This is a genomic window from Streptomyces sp. NBC_00239 (assembly GCF_036194065.1).
GTDB lineage: Bacteria > Actinomycetota > Actinomycetes > Streptomycetales > Streptomycetaceae > Streptomyces.
Genome location: NZ_CP108095.1, coordinates 5,001,242 through 5,016,588, shown reverse-complemented (window position 1 = coordinate 5,016,588; position 15,347 = coordinate 5,001,242). Strand labels below are relative to the sequence as shown.

Genomic DNA, 15,347 nt, shown 5'->3' with positions numbered 1-15,347 from the left:
TGCTGGGCACACGCGCGGCGGTCCGCCATCGGAGAACTGACGGGCCGTTTGGTGACACGCCGTCACGGTCCCCCGTACGGCCCACCGGCGCGGCGGCCGTACGGGCGAGGGGCCGGGCGGCGCCCGCGTACGCTGTGCCGGGTGAATGCCAACGACCGCACCCCTGCCGACCTGCTGCGATCCGCGCTCGCCTCGGATCCGGCCCGCCCGCTGGTCACCTTCTACGACGACGCCACGGGCGAGCGCGTGGAATTGTCCGTGGCCACCTTCGCCAATTGGGTGGCCAAGACCGCCAACCTCCTCCAGGGCGACCTGGCCGCCGGACCCGGCGACCGGCTCGCCCTGCTGCTGCCCGCGCACTGGCAGAGCGCGGTGTGGCTGCTGGCCTGCGCGTCGGTCGGCGTGGTCGCCGACGTGGGCGGGGACCCGGCCGACGCGGACCTGGTCGTGAGCGGCCCGGACACGCTGGAGGCGGGGCTGGCCTGCTCCGGCGAGCGGGTGGCGCTGGCGCTGCGGCCACTGGGCGGCCGCTTCCCGCAGCCGCCGGCCGGATACGCGGACTACGCGGTGGAGGTGCCGGGGCAGGGCGACCGGTTCGCGCCGTTCGCGCCGGTGGATCCGGCGCAGCCCGGTCTGACCGTGGCCGGGGCCGCGTTCACCTGGGCGGAGCTGGTGGAGCGGGGGCGGCGGGATGCGGGGGCCCTGGGGCTGGGGGCGGAGGCCCGGGTGCTGACCGGGCAGGGCTGGGACACCTGGGAGGGCCTGTCGGCCGGGCTGTTCGCGCCGCTGGCCGTCGGCGGGTCGGTGGTGCTCTGCCGGAACCTGGACCGGTTGCCGGAGGCGGGGCTTGCGGCGCGGGTCGAGAGCGAACGCGTCACCCACACGGCCTGACCCCTCCCGGGTCGGTCCCCGCCGCCTGACCGGCGCCCCCGGCCGACACCCTGGCGGGCAACCTCCCGCCTTGCCGCGCCCCCGGCACGGCGCGCTGGGGCGCGACCTCCAGCCTTGGCGGCGCCCCCGGCCGACGCCCTCGCGGGCAACCTCTCGCCTTGGCGGCGCCCCCGGCACGGCTCGCTGGGCACGACCTCCAGGCCTGGCGGCGCTGCGGGGCGCGACTTCAGCCTCGCCGGCGTTTGAGGCGGGCCTGGGCGGGGCCCACCGCAGGCTCGCCGACGCCCGGGGGTGGAGTTCCCAGCCTCGCCGGCGTTTGAGGCGCGGGGTTTGGGGCGGAGCCCCAAGACCAACCCGGCTGGCGCCGGGCACCGCGCTCCGCCCGGACCCGCTCCTCAAACGCCGGAGGGGCTGCTATCCCGCAAGGGGTTGCCGGGCCCGCCCGGACCCGCTCCTCAAACGCCGGAGGGGCTGATTTCGCCCCGGGCACCGGCGAGGCTGGGAGTTCCCTCACGGCACCGGCGGGGCCGGAGGTCGACCCCGGGGCGGCCGTCGGGGCTGAAGGATGCGCCACGGTCAGCCCGCGAGGCTGGGGGTGGCCCCTCGGGCACCCACGAGGCCGGACGGGGGCGCTCAGGCCGAGGGCCGACTCAAACGCCGGGGAGGGCGGTTTCGCCCCGGGGGTCGGCGGGGGCACCCTTGTGGTGTAGGGGTGGGTCACTCGCATGGCGGAGTTTGGGGGGGTGCCCCCGAGCCCGCCGGGTAGCTCCGATGGATGATCGACGGAGGTCGCAGTCGGGATCCGGCGGCCGTCGTCGACGCCGTGAAGGGGATGACGCAGCCGTGACGGACAGGGCAGGCGGACAGGACCCGGAAGGGCCGGCCGGCGGCATACCGGAGCCCCCGGCACGGGGGCGGCGGCACCGGGTGCTGCGCTGGATCGGCCTCGGGATGGTGCTGCTGGTGCTGGCCGGCGCCGGCCTCGGCTGGTGGCTGTACCGGAAGCTCGACGGCAACATCAAGGCCGACACCACCGCGGCCACCGAACTGGAGCGGTACGGGACGGATCGCCCGGCGCTGACCGTGCGGGGCGCGCAGAACATCCTGCTGATCGGCTCGGACTCGCGCGCCGGCGAGGGCAACAGCCGCTACGGCCAGGACTCGGGCACCCAGCGCTCGGACACCACGATCCTGCTGCACCTGGCGGCCGACCGGAAGAGCGCGACGGCGGTGTCGATACCGCGGGACCTGATGACCGCGATCCCGCCCTGCCGCCGGACCGGCGGGAGCCGTACGGGCGAGCAGTTCGCGCAGTTCAACTGGGCGTTCCAGTTCGGCGGCGCCGCGTGCACGATCCGTACGGTCGAGAAGATGACCGGGATCCGCGTCGACCACCACATGGTGGTCGACTTCCAGGGCTTCAAGAAGGTGGTCGACGCCGTCGGCGGTGTGGAGGTCTGCCTCGACCGGCCGGTGAACGACCCCGAGGCGAAGCTGCGGCTGCCGGCCGGCCGCCAGACCCTCCGCGGCGAGCAGGCGCTGGGCTTCGTCCGGGCCCGCTACAGCCTCGGCAACGGCAGCGACACCGAACGGATGGCGCGCCAGCAACAGTTCCTCGCCTCGCTGGTGAAGAAGGTGCAGAGCAACGGGGTGCTGCTGAATCCGGCGCGGCTGTACCCGCTGCTTGACGCGGCGACCTCCGCCGTCACGACCGACCCCGGGCTGGCATCCCTGCGCGGCCTGTACGACCTGGTCCGCAGCATGCGCGGCATCCCGGTGGAGAGCGTGCAGTTCCTGACCGCGCCCCGGCAGCCGTACACCGCCAACCCGAACCGGGACCAACTGCTCGAACCGGACGCGGCACGGCTGTTCCAACGGCTGCGCATGGACCGGCCGGTGGCCGTGGTCCAGGCCGCGGCGGACCCGTCCCGACCGGCGGCGACGTCCGCCGGAGCCCCCACGCCGGCCCCCACTTTCACGGGCACCACGGCCGATGCGGCGACCTGCCGGTAAAGCAATCCAAAAAGCGAGACGTCTCACGCAGCGGGATGCGCCGTTTGCCCGGTTATAAGGGCAGTGGAGTTTGTCACCAGCATGGTTTGAAGTCGAAGTAGGCGGATAAGGTGAGCGATCCGGTGCCCCGACCGCCACATCGCGGTCGTGCACTGCCGGACCGATGACCGAGCGCCTGGGGGGAGGCGCTTCGTGTGGCACCGACGGAGGACTCAAGCAACCGTGGATGCGCAAGGCCGTGGGCGGGCGGAAGAAATCGACCCCGCAGACCAGTGGGTCCTCAACCCTCACACCGGCAACTACGAACTGCGACTGGACCACTCCGCAGGGCAGCCAACGGCGCCCCGGGTGACCCAGCAGGCGGCCTCCCGGTCCCGTAGAGCGGCGGCGCCCGCCGACTCCGCTCCCCCCGGCACCGTCCCGGCCGCCCGCCCGTCCCGCACGTCTCCGGGCGTCCCCGGGCCGCGGCGCGGTGACGGTCCGCCGCCCGGCGGCCGCCGCGGTGCGCGCAAGCGCAAGCAGGAGAAGCCGCGCGGCAAGAAGGTCCTCGCCATCGTCGGCGGCTCGGTGGCCTTCGTGCTGGTCGCCGCCTCGGTGGGCGGCTACCTCTACTACCAGCACCTGAACGACAACCTGAAGACCACCGACGTGGCCGGCGCGGGCACCGGCGGCTTCAAGTCGGACCAGGCGTTCAACATCCTGGTCATCGGCACCGACAAGCGCACGGGTACGGGCAACGAGAGCTACGGCGACAAGGAGAGCGTCGGCCACGCCGACACCACGATCCTCTTCCACGTCTCCAAGGACCGGACGAACGCCACCGCGATGTCCATCCCCCGCGACCTGATGACGGACATCCCGGACTGCCCGACCAAGCAGCCCGACGGTTCCGTGAAGACGATCCCGGGCACGACCTACGTGCGCTTCAACACCAGCCTCGGCCAGGCGGGCCGCGACCCGGGCTGCACGATGCGCGCGGTCACCCAGATCACCGGCATCCCGGTCGACCACTTCATGATGGCCGACTTCAACGCGGTCAAGACGCTCAGTTCGGCGGTGGGCGGCGTCCCCGTCTGCCTGGGCAGGGACGTGGACGACGAGAAGTCGAAGCTCAAGCTGACCAAGGGCGACCACCGGCTGGAGGGCGAGCAGGCGCTCGCCTTCGTACGAGCCCGCTACGCCTTCGGCACCGGGAGCGACCTCGACCGGATCAAGACCCAGCAGGCCTTCCTCAGCTCGATGATCCGCCAGATGAAGTCGAAGGACACGCTGACCAACCCCAAGAAGCTCTTCTCCCTGGCCGAGGCGGCCACCGAGGCGCTGACCGTCGACACGGGGATAGGGAAGCTCGACAAGCTGATGAAGCTCGGCACCGAGCTGAAGTCCGTCAACCCCAAGAACATCACCTTCACCACGCTGCCCGTGAAGGACAATCCACGCGAGGGCAAGAAGCACATCACGGTCGTCGTCGACGAGACCAAGGCCCCGCAGCTGTTCGAGATGATCAAGGCGGACACCTCCCTCACCGAGGTGAAGCAGCAGGAGAAGGCGGCCAAGGACGCCAAGGCCGCCGCACAGGAGGCGCTGCTGCAAGGCAACCGAGCCGCCGCATCCGACGTCAGAGTGGATGTGTACAACGGTGGCGGCCCGCAGGGCTCGGCGGGGACCACGCTGATCTGGCTGCAGAACAGCAAGGGCGTCGACAAGGCGAGCAACCTCGGCAACGCGCCGGCGAAGCTGAAGAAGACCACGCTGGAGTTCGCCCCGAACCAGGCCGACCAGGCGCGCGCCCTCGCGGACATGATGGGGCTGCCCGCGACCGCGCTGAAGCAGGGCGCGGCGGACGCGGCCCCGCGGACGCCGATGAAGCTGACCCTGGGCGAGGACTTCAAGCAGGCCGGGGTCTCGCTGACGGCTCCGACGACGGCGCCCGAGGGGATCCAGCGGGTCGCCGCCGACGAGCAGGTCTGCCAGAAGTAGCGGGAACCCGCGCGCGGCGGCGGGGACCGGCGCACAGGAACGGGACGTAGCGTGCGGCGGTACGCAGTCGCGTGCGGGTGCGGGGAAGCGCGGAGCGTCGCGAAGTGGGCGGCCGTGCGAGGCAGTTGGCAGTCAAGGCCGGACCGCGACCGCGGCGACCGGCACAATTCCTGACACAGCAGGACGATCAGGGGGGAACGGGTGAGGCAGAGCAGCGTGCGGGGGGAGGGTGCGTCCACGGAGGCGCCTGACGGCATAGCGGGCGCGGACGCGGGCGCCGACGCGTCCGCGGCGATAGCCGGCGGCCGCGACGGCGGCCGTGGCAAAGCCGCCGGCACGGGCCGTCCCGGTGCCGGCACCCGCCGGCGCTCCCCCGGCCGTACGGGCGGCCCCGGCGGCCCCTCCGGCCCCCGCGGCCGGGCCCGTACCCGCCGCCGCGGCCCGCGCCGGGTGCTGCGCTGGATATCCACCGGCCTCGCCTTCCTGGTGCTGGCCACGGCCGGCGCCGGCTACCTGTACTACCGCCACCTCAACGACGGCATCCAGACGGACGCGCTGAACCTCGGCGACGGCAAGCTGGGCGCCTCGCGGCCGAACGCCTTCGGCCAAGTCCCGCTGAACATCCTGCTGATCGGCTCCGACGCCCGCGACGACAAGGCCAACCAGGACCTCGGCGGCGCCCGCGACACCTTCGGCGGCACCCCGCTGGCCGACGTACAGATGCTGGTGCACGTCTCGGCCGACCGCAGCAACATGTCCGTCATCAGCATGCCGCGCGACACCCTGCTCAAGCTGCCCAAGTGCACCGACACCGACGGCAAGGTGTACGAGGCGACCGCCGGCTACCGCCTGACGAACGAGTCGCTCGGGCGCGGCGGACCCGGCTGCACGGTGGCCACCTGGCAGGAGCTCACCGGCATCCCGATCGACCACTTCATGATGATCGACTTCAAGGGCGTGGTGTCGATGGCCGACGCCATCGGCGGCGTCCCGGTCTGCGTCCAGGACAACGTCTTCTCGCGCGACAGCGAGGGCCACGGCTCGGGCCTCAAGCTCACCAAGGGCGAGACCAAGATCCAGGGGGTGCAGGCCCTCCAGTGGCTGCGGACCCGGTACGGCTTCGAGGACGGCACCGACCTCGCCCGCACCCACGCCCAGCACATGTACATGAACTCGATGGCGCGGGAGTTCCGCGCGAACGCGAACCTGCGCAACCCGCTGAAGCTGCACAGCCTGGCCGAGGCCGCCATCGGCGCCATGGTCGTCGACTCCGGTCTGGACCGGATCGACAAGCTCTTCGACCTCAGCATGGAGCTCAAGAAGGTCCCCACCGGCCGGATCACCATGACCACCATGCCGTGGGTCTACAGCGACCGGCTGGAGGGCAAGGTGGAGCCCAAGGAGGGCGACGCCCAGAAGCTCTTCGCGATGGTCCGCGACGACATCCCGCTCGACGGCAAGGGCCCGGCGAAGGGCGCCACCGCCAAGCCCGCTCCGACGCCGACGCCCACCGCGTCCGCGGTCACCGACCCGGCCGCGTCGCCCGACCGGATCCCCGTGATGGTCCGCAACGCCACCGCCGGCAAGCAGGGCGAGGCGAAGACCCAGGGCCGTGCCGACGCCGTGGCCGCGCTGCTGAACGGCAAGGGCTTCACCAAGGCGCTCGCCGACGGCCAGGAGGCAGCCGAGGACACCACCGTGATCCGTTACGCGGGCCTCGACCAGGCCGGCGACGCGCTGGCCGTGGCCACCGCCCTCGGGCTGCCGGCGACCGCCGTGCAGCGCTCCACGGACGTGTCCGGGGTGACCCTGTTCGTCGGCAAGGACTGGCGCACCGGCGACCGGCCGGCCGCGCCGGGATCCGCGACCGGGGCCGCGGCCGAACCCCCGCCGACCGTGGCGCCCGACTCGGCGCGCCCGCTCAACGGCGACGACAGCGGAGCCTGCATGGAGGTCCAGAAGGGCTTCACCTGGTAGCGGCCGGCCGTGCGTGCACGACGTGTACGGGCCCGACCCCCAGCCTCGCCGAGAACGCGGGCGAGGCTGGGGGGTCGGGCCCTTCGTGTGTCTGCGCACACGGGCGGCTAGCGCGCGTCGGCGGTCGCGTCCGCGGTGCGCACCGACGGCCGCCGGGAGGCGATGACCTTGCGGGCGAGCGAGCGCGGGCTGGTCAGGAAGCCGTAGCCCCAGCACATGTGCATGGTCGCCAGGGCGACCGGGATCTGCAGCCGGGCCTTCAGCGGGAGTCCCTTGCCGGCCGGGACGGAGCCGGCCGTGATGGCCGCGAGGTAGCCGCCGGGCACGAGCAGCGCCCAGGGGGTGACCAGCGCACCGGCGACCAGGCCGGCCGCGATCGCCACCACGGCGGTCGGCGGGGCCAGGTAGCGCAGGTTGATGGAGCCGCGGTGGTAGCGCGCCACCACGTGCCGCCAACGGCCGTAGTCCTTGTACTGCTTGGCCAGGGCGCGCACGCTCGGCCGCGGCCGGTACTGGACCTTCAGCTCGGGCGAGAACCAGATGAGCCCGCCGGCCTCGCGGATCCGGAAGTTCAGCTCCCAGTCCTGGGCGCGGATGAACTCCACGTTGTAGCCGTCCTGCTGCTCCAGCGCCTCGCGCCGGAACACGCCCAGGTAGACGGTCTCGGCGGGGCCGGCCTGGCCGCCGGTGTGGAAGGCCGCGTTGCCGACGCCGATCTTCGAGGTCATGGCCGCGGCGACGGCGTCCTCCCAGGCGTTCTCGCCCTCGGCGTGCATGATGCCGCCGACGTTCTGCGCGCCGGTCTCCTCCAGGAGGCGCACGGCGGTGGCGATGTAGTCCGGGGAGAGCATGCCGTGCCCGTCGACGCGCACCACGATCGGGTGGCGGGACGCCTTGATGGCGGCGTTCAGGGCGGCGGGGGTGCGGCCGGTGGGGTTCGGCACGGTGTGGACGCGCGCGCGTCCGTGCGCCGCGGTCTCGCGCACGAGCTCGGCGGCGATCTCGTCGGTGCGGTCCGTGGAGGGGCCGAGGGCGATCACCACCTCCATCTCGCCGGCGTACTCCTGGGCGAGGATGTGGTGGACGGAGTCGCGCAGGTGGCGCTCCTCGTTGAGCACCGGCATGATCACCGAGACTGCGGGCTGCTGGGTGGGCATGGGGTCCTTCACAAGGTCGGTAGCGGTGTCACGTTACCGCGTACGGGGGACACCGGTGCGCGCCGGAGGAGCGGGACCGGCGGGCCCCGATCGTATGGACCTACTGTTCTGACGAATCTCCCCGCCGTCTCCCTGCCGCCCGCGGAGGTGTCCCCCGTGCCCCACCCGCACCGCTCCCCCACTCCCCGGCCGCCGCGACACCCCCGGCGCGGCGGTCCGGCCCGGCGCGGCGACCGGCCGCGCTGGGGGGTGCGGCTGGCGGCCGGGCTGGCGATGGCCGTGCTCGGCTCGGGGGCGGTCGGCCACGCCGTGATGACGGGCCTGGACACCGGGATCGAACGGGTCGACCCGTTCAAGGACATGAAGAACCGGCCGCAGGCGGGGCACGGCCTGAACTTCCTGCTCGTCGGCACCGACGGCCGCGACAAGATCGACCGGGACGACAAGCGGGAGTACCGGCTCGGCGGCACCCCCTGCCACTGCACCGACACGATCATGCTGGTGCACGTCTCCGCGGACCGGGAGCGGGCCAGCGTGGTCAGCCTGCCGCGGGACAGCTACGCCGAGGTGCCCGCGCACACCGAGCAGTCCAGCGGCAGGCACCACGGGCCGCACCCGGTGAAGCTGAACGCGGCCTACGCGGAGGGCGGGCCCAACCTGACCGTGCGGACCGTCGAGAACATGACCCGGGTGAAGATCGACCACTACCTGGAGGTCGACTTCACCAGCTTCATGAAGACGGTCGACGCGATGGGCGGGGTCGAGATCTGCACGGCCAAGGCGATGCGCGACTCGTACACGGGCCTGGACCTGCTGCCCGGCACCCACAAGCTGACCGGCGGGCAGGCCTTGCAGTACGTACGGTCCCGGCACATCGACGGGGCCGCGGACCTGGGGCGGATGCAGCGCCAGCAGCGCTTCCTGGCGGCGCTGGTCAAGCAGGCGACGACCAGCGGGGTGCTGCTCAACCCGGTCAAGTTCAAGGAGGTCAGCTCGACCCTGCTGGGGTCGGTGCGGGCCGACAAGAACTTCGGGTCGGAGCAGATGCTCGCGCTCGGGCAGGCGATGCGGGAGTTCACCCCGTCGTCGTCGGAGTTCGCGTCGGTGCCGATCGCCGCGGGCGGCTCCCGGGTGCCGCGGCTGGGTTCGGTGGTGCGCTGGGACGGGCCGAAGGCGGCCCGGCTGTTCGAGGCGCTGCGCGACGACAAGCCGCTCGCGCCGGCCCGGCCCAAGCGCACCGAGCCCGCCGTCCTGGTGGACGTGGCACCGCAGCAGATCCGGGTGCACGTCGAGAACGGCACCCGGATCGACGGGCTCGGCGGCCGGGTCGACAAGGCGCTGCGGGCCACCGGCTTCCTCACCTCGCAGGCTCCGAGCGCCGGGGCGAGCCGGGACGTGCGGCGCACGGTGGTGGCGTACGACCCGCGCTGGGACCGCTCGGCGCGGACCCTGGCCGCGGCCCTGCCGGGCTCGGAGCTGCGGGCGGTGGCGGGGCTGGGGCCGACCCTGCGGGTGACGGCCGGCTCGGAGTACCGCAAGGTCGTCCGGGTGCAGGCGGAGGACCCCTACCAGGGCGAATTCGGGGTCGTCACCGGCGACCAGGTGACCTGCGGGGCCGGCTGAGGCCCGGGGCTACGGCCCCGGGGCCGGTGACGCCGCGCCGGTGCGCCCTAGTCGTCGAGGCCCTCGGCCGCGCGGCGCTCGCGGAGGTCCAGGATCGCGCGGCGCTTGGCCAGGCGGTGGGTGCGGCGGATCATCGCCTCCTGGTAGCGGCGCTTGTCCTGGTCGGTCTCCGGGAGGACCGGCGGAACCGTGCGGGGCTTGCCCTCGGCGTCCACGGCCGCGAAGACGAGGTAGGCGCTGCCGACCTGGGTGGCGGGCGTGGACTCGTTCCAGCGCTCGGCGAGCACCCGGACGCCGATCTCCATCGAGGAGCGGCCGGTCCAGTTGCACTGGGCCTTGACGTGCACGAGGTCGCCGACGCGGACCGGTGCCAGGAAGGCCATCTCGTCCATGGAGGCGGTGACGGCGGGCCCGCCCGAGTGCCGCCCGGCCACCGCGCCCGCCGCGTCGTCCACGAGCTTCATGATCACGCCACCGTGCACCGTCCCCAGCAGGTTGGTGTCGTGGCTCGTCATGATGTGGCTCAGCGTGGTCCGGGAAGCCGAGGTCGGCTTGCCCTGGAGGTCACCGGGTATTTCAGTCATGGGGTCACTTTAGGCCGTCTCTTCCGGATCTCGCGGGTCAGGCAAGCTCCGCAGGAGACGCCCTGCGCCGGTGACAAGGCAGCAGCTCTGCAACAGCCCTGGCACGATGTGCCCCCCGGGCTGTCGGACGGCACGCGCGGCCGTGCATGCTGGTCCACATGAATGACTGGCCCGAAGGCTGGAACGAGAACCGCGGCGACCGGCACGGCCGCGGCAGCGCACACCCGCAGCCCGAGGGCGCACGGTCGATGCGGCACGTCCAGCGTCAGCAGCCCCCGCGCCCGCAGCGCCCGGCCGGCCCGCCGCCGTCCGGTTACGGGGTGCCTCCGCAGCAGGCACAGCAGCACGACACCTTCGCCGGGTACGACAGCGGATACAACACGGGCCAGGTCTACGGCACCCCCGGCGGCCAGGGCGGTCCCGGCGGGCCCGGCGGACACCCGGCCGGTCCGCCCGCGCCGCCGTCGGCGCGCCCGGGGCGGCCTCCGCAGCCCGCGCCGGACTGGCGCAAGCGGATCAAGGTCGGCTCGATCGTGCTGGCGTCGGTGCTGGTCGTCACGACCGTCGGCACGTACTTCTGGGCCGACTCGAAGGTCCGGCGCGAGGTGGACCTGTCGAAGGTCATCGAGCGCCCGGAGGACGACGACTGCACGACGTACCTGATCGTCGGCTCGGACAGCCGCGAGGGCATGTCCGCCGAGGAGAAGAAGAAGCTGCACACGGGCTCGGCCGAGGGCAAGCGGACCGACTCGATGATGATCCTCGCCACCTGCTCCGGCGGCACGTCGATGATCTCGCTGCCGCGCGACTCGGACGTGGAGATCCCGTCCTTCGTCGGCTCCGAATCCGGCAAGAAGTACCCGGGCAAGGGGATGCGCACCAAGCTGAACGCCGCGTACGCGATGGACGGCCCCGAGCTGCTGGTCCGCACGGTCGAGTACAACACCGGCCTGCGCATCGACCACTACGCCGAGATCGGCTTCGCGGGCTTCGCGAACATCGTGGACGCGCTCGGCGGCGTCGAGATGGACATCCCGAAGGCCTTCAAGGACAAGAAGTCCGGCGCCGACTTCCAGGCCGGCGAGCAGACCCTCAACGGCGAGCAGGCGCTGGCCTTCGTCCGTACCCGCTACGCCTTCGCGGGCAGCGATCTGGACCGTACGAAGAACCAGCAGAAGTTCCTGGCGGCGCTGGCCCACCAGGCGGCGACGCCGGGCACGATCCTCAACCCCTTCGCGCTGTACCCGACGCTGGGCGCCGGTCTGGACACGCTGATCGTGGACGAGGACATGGGCCTGTTCGACCTGGGCGAGATGTTCTTCGCGATGAAGGGCATCAGCGGCGGCGAGGGCACCTCGATGAACATCCCGATCTCGGGCAGCCGCGGCGGCAACCTGGTCTGGGACAAGGCGAAGGTGCGGCAGCTGGTCAAGCAGATCCAGGACGACGAGAAGGTCACCGTCACCGGCAACTAGCGGGTGCGGGCCCGGACGGGGGCGCGGGAGGGGCGAGGGCCCTTCCCGCGCCCCTTCCCGTGTCCCGGCGCGTTCCCGTGTCCCGGCCGGCTCCCGAGCCCCGGCCGGCTCCCGAGCCCCCGGCGCCGTACGGGCCGGCGGTGCGTTCCGGCGGGTCAGTCGCGCAGGCTGATGCTGCCGCGCTTGCGGATCCCGTCGAATTTCGCCTGGTCGATCTCGGGCCGGGGGGCCGGCTCGGCCGCGGCCAGTCTGATGGTCTCCCGTCCGGAGAGGGCCACCCGCCACTGCCCCAGGTGCGGGCGGGTGCCGTGCGCGCCGGCCGCGTCGGCGTGCAGGGCCCGTACGGCGTTCTCGCGGCGCTCGTCGAGGACCCCCGGCACCAGCGACAGGGGCCGGCCCGGTGCCACGTACGCGTCCTGGGAGAGGATCCGGCCGACCGCGAGGGCCGCCTTGTAGCGGTCGCTGTCCACGGAGACCAGTCCGGGCGGGGCCTTCGGGTCGTTCCAGTCGGGGGTGTCCGCCTGCGCGAGGACGGGCGGGCGGCCGCTGAGCCGCAGCCCGTCGCAGTCCAGCAGGAAGACCCCCGGGCCCGGGCGGAGCGTCCACAGCACGTTGGCCTGCGAGAGGTCGCCCAGGATCAGGCCCATGGCGTGCAGCCGGCCGAGCAGTTCGACCAGGGCCACCGCCAGGGTGTAGCGCTCGGTCGGGCTCGGCTGGGCCACGGCCTTCCAGGCGGCCTTGGCGGGCCGCAGCAGGTAGGCGAGCTCGGTGAGCTTGGTGCCGCCGTCGGCGGTGGTCCAGGACATCGTCGGGGGCGCCTCGTACATCAGGAACCCGGTGGTGCGGGGGCCGTCGACGACCCGGCACAGCGGCCAGGCCGTCTCGGCGTCCAGCTGTTCGCGGTCGCCCCGGCCGAGCGCCTGACGGACCGCCACCAGGTCGGTGAGGGCGGAGCCGTCGACCCGGTGCGGCTCGCGGTAGCTCTTGTAGAGCACCCCCGGCTGCCCGTCGAGGGTGTGCACCTCGCCCTGGCCGCCGTCCCCGATCTTGTGGAGCGGGCGGAGGGCGGCGAGCGGGACGTCGGCGCCGTCCGCGGCGGTCACGGGCCCTCCCACAGACAGACCGCGGTGCGGTCGTCGTCGTACGACTTCACGCGGTACTGGAGCTGCCACAGGTAGTCGACCGGGCCGGGGATGTGGGTGTGCGGGCCCCAGTTGTCGGCCAGGAACTCGCGGATCCCGGGGTCGCCGGCGAGCGGGGTGGACAGCCCGTCGGTGCACAGCACGAACAGGTCGCCGGGGAGCGCCGGCCCGAGGATCCGGGCCTGGGTGTGGCGGGTGGTGGGCAGGGCCGCGGTCCGGGTGTCGATGATCCCGCCGCCGTCGCCGCCCGGGGCGGCGTCCGCGGGGACGTCCACGTCCAGGTACCACCGGCCCTCGCGGAGCAGGGCCACGCCGCCGTCGCCGACCGCGAAGAACCCGCGGCCGCGCACGTGCGGGTCCAGCGGGACCAGGAGCACGCGCAGGGTGGTGGCGTAGTCCTCTGGCCGGTCGCCGGCCGCGGCGGCGCGCTGCGCGAGCCGCTCGCCCACGGTGCCGAGGGCGGAGTTGACCAGCGCGGTGAGCGCCAGCTCGTCGTGGTCCCGTACGCACTGGGCGAGCTCGTCGGCGTGCCGGTCGAGCGCCTCGGCGAGGTCGCGGCAGACCGCCTGGGAGCCCACGTGGGAGCGGCGGGCCGAGCCGACGCCGTCGGCGACGGCGAGCAGCAGCAGGCCGGGGGCGGGATTCCCGGCGCGGGCCGGTTCGGCCTCGCCGAGCAGGGCCACGCAGAGGGAGTCCTGGCGGGGCTCGCCGTGGTAGCGGTGCGAGTCGCCGCGCACGGAGGCGGCCCGGACGGTCAGCGGGCCGTGGGTCGCGCCGTCGACGACCAGGTCGGGGACGAGCGCGGCGTCGGCGTCCCCGCGTACGGACACGGCGGCGCGGGGCTCCGGCGCGTACAGCGGGGGCTTGGGACCGCTGAACCAGGGCGCGCCGAGGAGCGGGGCGGTCTGCACGGCGGGATCGGGCGCGGTGCCGGTGTCCGTGGCGGTGGTGGTGCCGCTGCCGGTGCCGGTGCCGGTGGTGGCGGTGCCGCTGCCGGTGGTGGTGGCGGGCTGCTGTCGGGGGTCCGCCGGGGCGGGGGCGCCGGGTTCGGCGGGGTCGGGATCCCGTGCGGGGTGCTCCTGCTCGGCCGCGGGCCCGGCTGATCCCGCCCGATCGGCCGGGGCGGGCGAGGTGGTCCGGCCGCCCCGGTCGCCCCGGTCCGCCGGGGCGGGGTGCGCGGTCTGGTCGCCGGGGGCGTCATGGCCGTGTGGGGTGCCGGGGCCGTGGGGACCGCCGCGGTCGGCCGGGCCGGCGGGGGCGGGCGGTTCCGGCGCGGGCGGGCGCAGCGGTACGGAACGCCGGACGGGCTCGTCGTACGTCGAGGGCCCGGGGAAGGGCGGCACGTCGTAGTCGGGCACCTCGAAGGGCGCCACCTCGTACGGGGGCGCCGACGCGGGCGGTTCGGCCGACCGCGGGTCGCGCCCGCGGTCGGCGGCCTCCCACAGCGGGGCCGGGGCAGGGGCCGGTACGGGATCCGACGCGGGGTCGTACTCACGGCGGTGGCCGGGCTCCTGCGCGCGGCCGGACTCCGGGCGGTGGCCGGACCCGTGGGCGGGGCCGGACCCGTGGACTGATCCGTGAGCGGGGCCGGACTTCGGGCCGTAGCCGGGCCCCTGCGCGGGGTCGGGCTCCGGGCGGTGGCCGGACCCGTGGGCGGCCCCTGGACCGGACCCGTGGGCGGGGCCGGGGTCCGGGCGGTAGCCGGGGCGGTGTTCGGGGCGGGTGGTGGGGAGGCTGTAGTAGACCTCGTCCAGTGCGTCCGGCGCCGGGGCGCGGTGGGAGCCGTCGGGGCTCATCTCCTGGTGCATGGCTGCTGCCCCTGCCTCAGAGCTTGTCGAGCGATACGGTCGTGAAGCCGGGCACGGTGTCGTCCACGGCCAGGTTGAAGCCCCCGCCGCCGTCCGCCGCCATGCTGTTGGCGGAGCGGACGATGGAGCGGGTGAGGCTCGCGGCGAACTCGCGCAGCGCGGCGGCCGGGGACACGCTCGTGTCCTCCTGCATGAACGCCCGGAAGTTCGCGACGTGCCCGATGGTCGCCCGGTCGGCCTCGCCGATGCCGAACGCGATGATGTTCGGCCGGTAGCGGGCCTCGGTGAGTTCCTTGTGGGCGTCCGCCCAGCCCTCGTCGGTGGGGCCGCCGTCGGAGAGGAAGAAGACGACGGGCCGGTACACCTCGTGGCCCTGCGCCTTGAGCGCGTCCACGTCGGTCTCGATGCTGCGCAGCAGCGTGCGGAAGGCCTCGCCGTACGCGGTGAGGCCGCCGGCCGCGAGGGCGGGCAGCGAGTCGATGTCGCTGAGGTCGACCAGCGACTGGAGCACGGTGGCGGTGTCGGAGAAGCCGATCAGCGCGAACCTGGTCTTGTCGGCGACGGTCGGGTTGGTACTGATCTCTTTGTGGAGTTCGGGGAGCGCACTGTTGATGCTGTCGAGCGGGTCTCCGACCATGGACCCCGACTCGTCGCACACCAGGTAGAAAGGAAGGATCTGCACGGCCGCACGCCTCCG

General features: G+C 73.6%; 11 protein-coding genes. 6 read left to right on the top strand and 5 right to left on the bottom strand.

Going from position 1 to position 15,347, the window contains the following annotated elements; translation table 11 throughout:
• Positions 1 to 141 precede the first annotated feature (141 nt).
• From OG764_RS22135 to OG764_RS22120, 4 genes are all read left to right on the top strand, one after another.
• On the top strand, positions 142 to 891 hold the full coding sequence (locus OG764_RS22135; RefSeq protein ID WP_328970158.1) for a TIGR03089 family protein: 750 nt from the start codon (positions 142 to 144) through the stop codon (positions 889 to 891).
• Positions 892 to 1,734: 843 nt separating this feature from the next.
• Complete coding sequence (locus tag OG764_RS22130; protein WP_328970157.1) at positions 1,735 to 2,904, top strand: LCP family protein; 1,170 nt, start codon at positions 1,735 to 1,737, stop codon at positions 2,902 to 2,904.
• A 222-nt stretch (positions 2,905 to 3,126) separates the two neighbouring features.
• The gene (locus OG764_RS22125; RefSeq protein WP_328970156.1) at positions 3,127 to 4,884 is read left to right on the top strand and encodes an LCP family protein; all 1,758 of its coding nucleotides are present in this window, start codon (positions 3,127 to 3,129) and stop codon (positions 4,882 to 4,884) included.
• Between the two features lie 201 nt (positions 4,885 to 5,085).
• Complete coding sequence (locus tag OG764_RS22120; protein WP_328970155.1) at positions 5,086 to 6,861, top strand: LCP family protein; 1,776 nt, start codon at positions 5,086 to 5,088, stop codon at positions 6,859 to 6,861.
• A 107-nt stretch (positions 6,862 to 6,968) separates the two neighbouring features.
• Here the strand turns inward: OG764_RS22120 and OG764_RS22115 are convergent, their stop codons facing one another.
• Positions 6,969 to 8,018, bottom strand: coding sequence for a glycosyltransferase family 2 protein (locus OG764_RS22115; RefSeq protein WP_328970154.1), 1,050 nt, complete (start codon positions 8,016 to 8,018; stop codon positions 6,969 to 6,971).
• 156 nt (positions 8,019 to 8,174) lie between these two features.
• Between OG764_RS22115 and OG764_RS22110 the strand changes: the two genes are divergently transcribed.
• Positions 8,175 to 9,641, top strand: coding sequence for an LCP family protein (locus OG764_RS22110; protein WP_328970153.1), 1,467 nt, complete (start codon positions 8,175 to 8,177; stop codon positions 9,639 to 9,641).
• Positions 9,642 to 9,688: 47 nt separating this feature from the next.
• On the opposite strand, the gene OG764_RS22105 is transcribed toward OG764_RS22110, so the two are convergent.
• Entirely contained in the window at positions 9,689 to 10,225 is a 537-nt protein-coding gene (locus tag OG764_RS22105; protein ID WP_328970152.1) for an acyl-CoA thioesterase, read from the bottom strand.
• 158 nt (positions 10,226 to 10,383) lie between these two features.
• Between OG764_RS22105 and OG764_RS22100 the strand changes: the two genes are divergently transcribed.
• Positions 10,384 to 11,700, top strand: a complete 1,317-nt coding sequence (locus OG764_RS22100; RefSeq protein WP_328970151.1) for an LCP family protein — start codon at positions 10,384 to 10,386, stop codon at positions 11,698 to 11,700.
• Positions 11,701 to 11,855: 155 nt separating this feature from the next.
• Here OG764_RS22100 and OG764_RS22095 read toward each other — a convergent pair whose 3' ends face one another.
• From OG764_RS22095 to OG764_RS22085, 3 genes are read right to left on the bottom strand one after another with little or no spacing between them, the layout of a single operon-like run.
• On the bottom strand, positions 11,856 to 12,803 hold the full coding sequence (locus tag OG764_RS22095) for a hypothetical protein (RefSeq protein ID WP_328970150.1): 948 nt from the start codon (positions 12,801 to 12,803) through the stop codon (positions 11,856 to 11,858).
• Entirely contained in the window at positions 12,800 to 14,650 is a 1,851-nt protein-coding gene (locus tag OG764_RS22090; protein WP_328970149.1) for a protein phosphatase 2C domain-containing protein, read from the bottom strand. The genes OG764_RS22095 and OG764_RS22090 overlap by 4 nt, the downstream gene beginning before the upstream one ends.
• Before the next feature lie 16 nt (positions 14,651 to 14,666).
• Positions 14,667 to 15,332 carry a vWA domain-containing protein gene (locus OG764_RS22085; RefSeq protein ID WP_328970148.1) on the bottom strand — a complete coding sequence of 222 codons (666 nt, stop codon included), beginning with the start codon at positions 15,330 to 15,332 and terminating at the stop codon, positions 14,667 to 14,669.
• Positions 15,333 to 15,347 lie beyond the last annotated feature (15 nt).

Excerpts from the sequence above, each read along its gene's own strand:
- OG764_RS22115 (WP_328970154.1), bottom strand. The coding sequence starts at position 8,018 with ATGCCCACCCAGCAGCCCGCAGTCTCGGTGATCATGCCGGTGCTCAAC.
- OG764_RS22100 (WP_328970151.1), top strand. The coding sequence starts at position 10,384 with ATGAATGACTGGCCCGAAGGCTGGAACGAGAACCGCGGCGACCGGCAC.
- OG764_RS22105 (WP_328970152.1), bottom strand. The coding sequence starts at position 10,225 with ATGACTGAAATACCCGGTGACCTCCAGGGCAAGCCGACCTCGGCTTCC.
- OG764_RS22090 (WP_328970149.1), bottom strand. The coding sequence starts at position 14,650 with ATGCACCAGGAGATGAGCCCCGACGGCTCCCACCGCGCCCCGGCGCCG.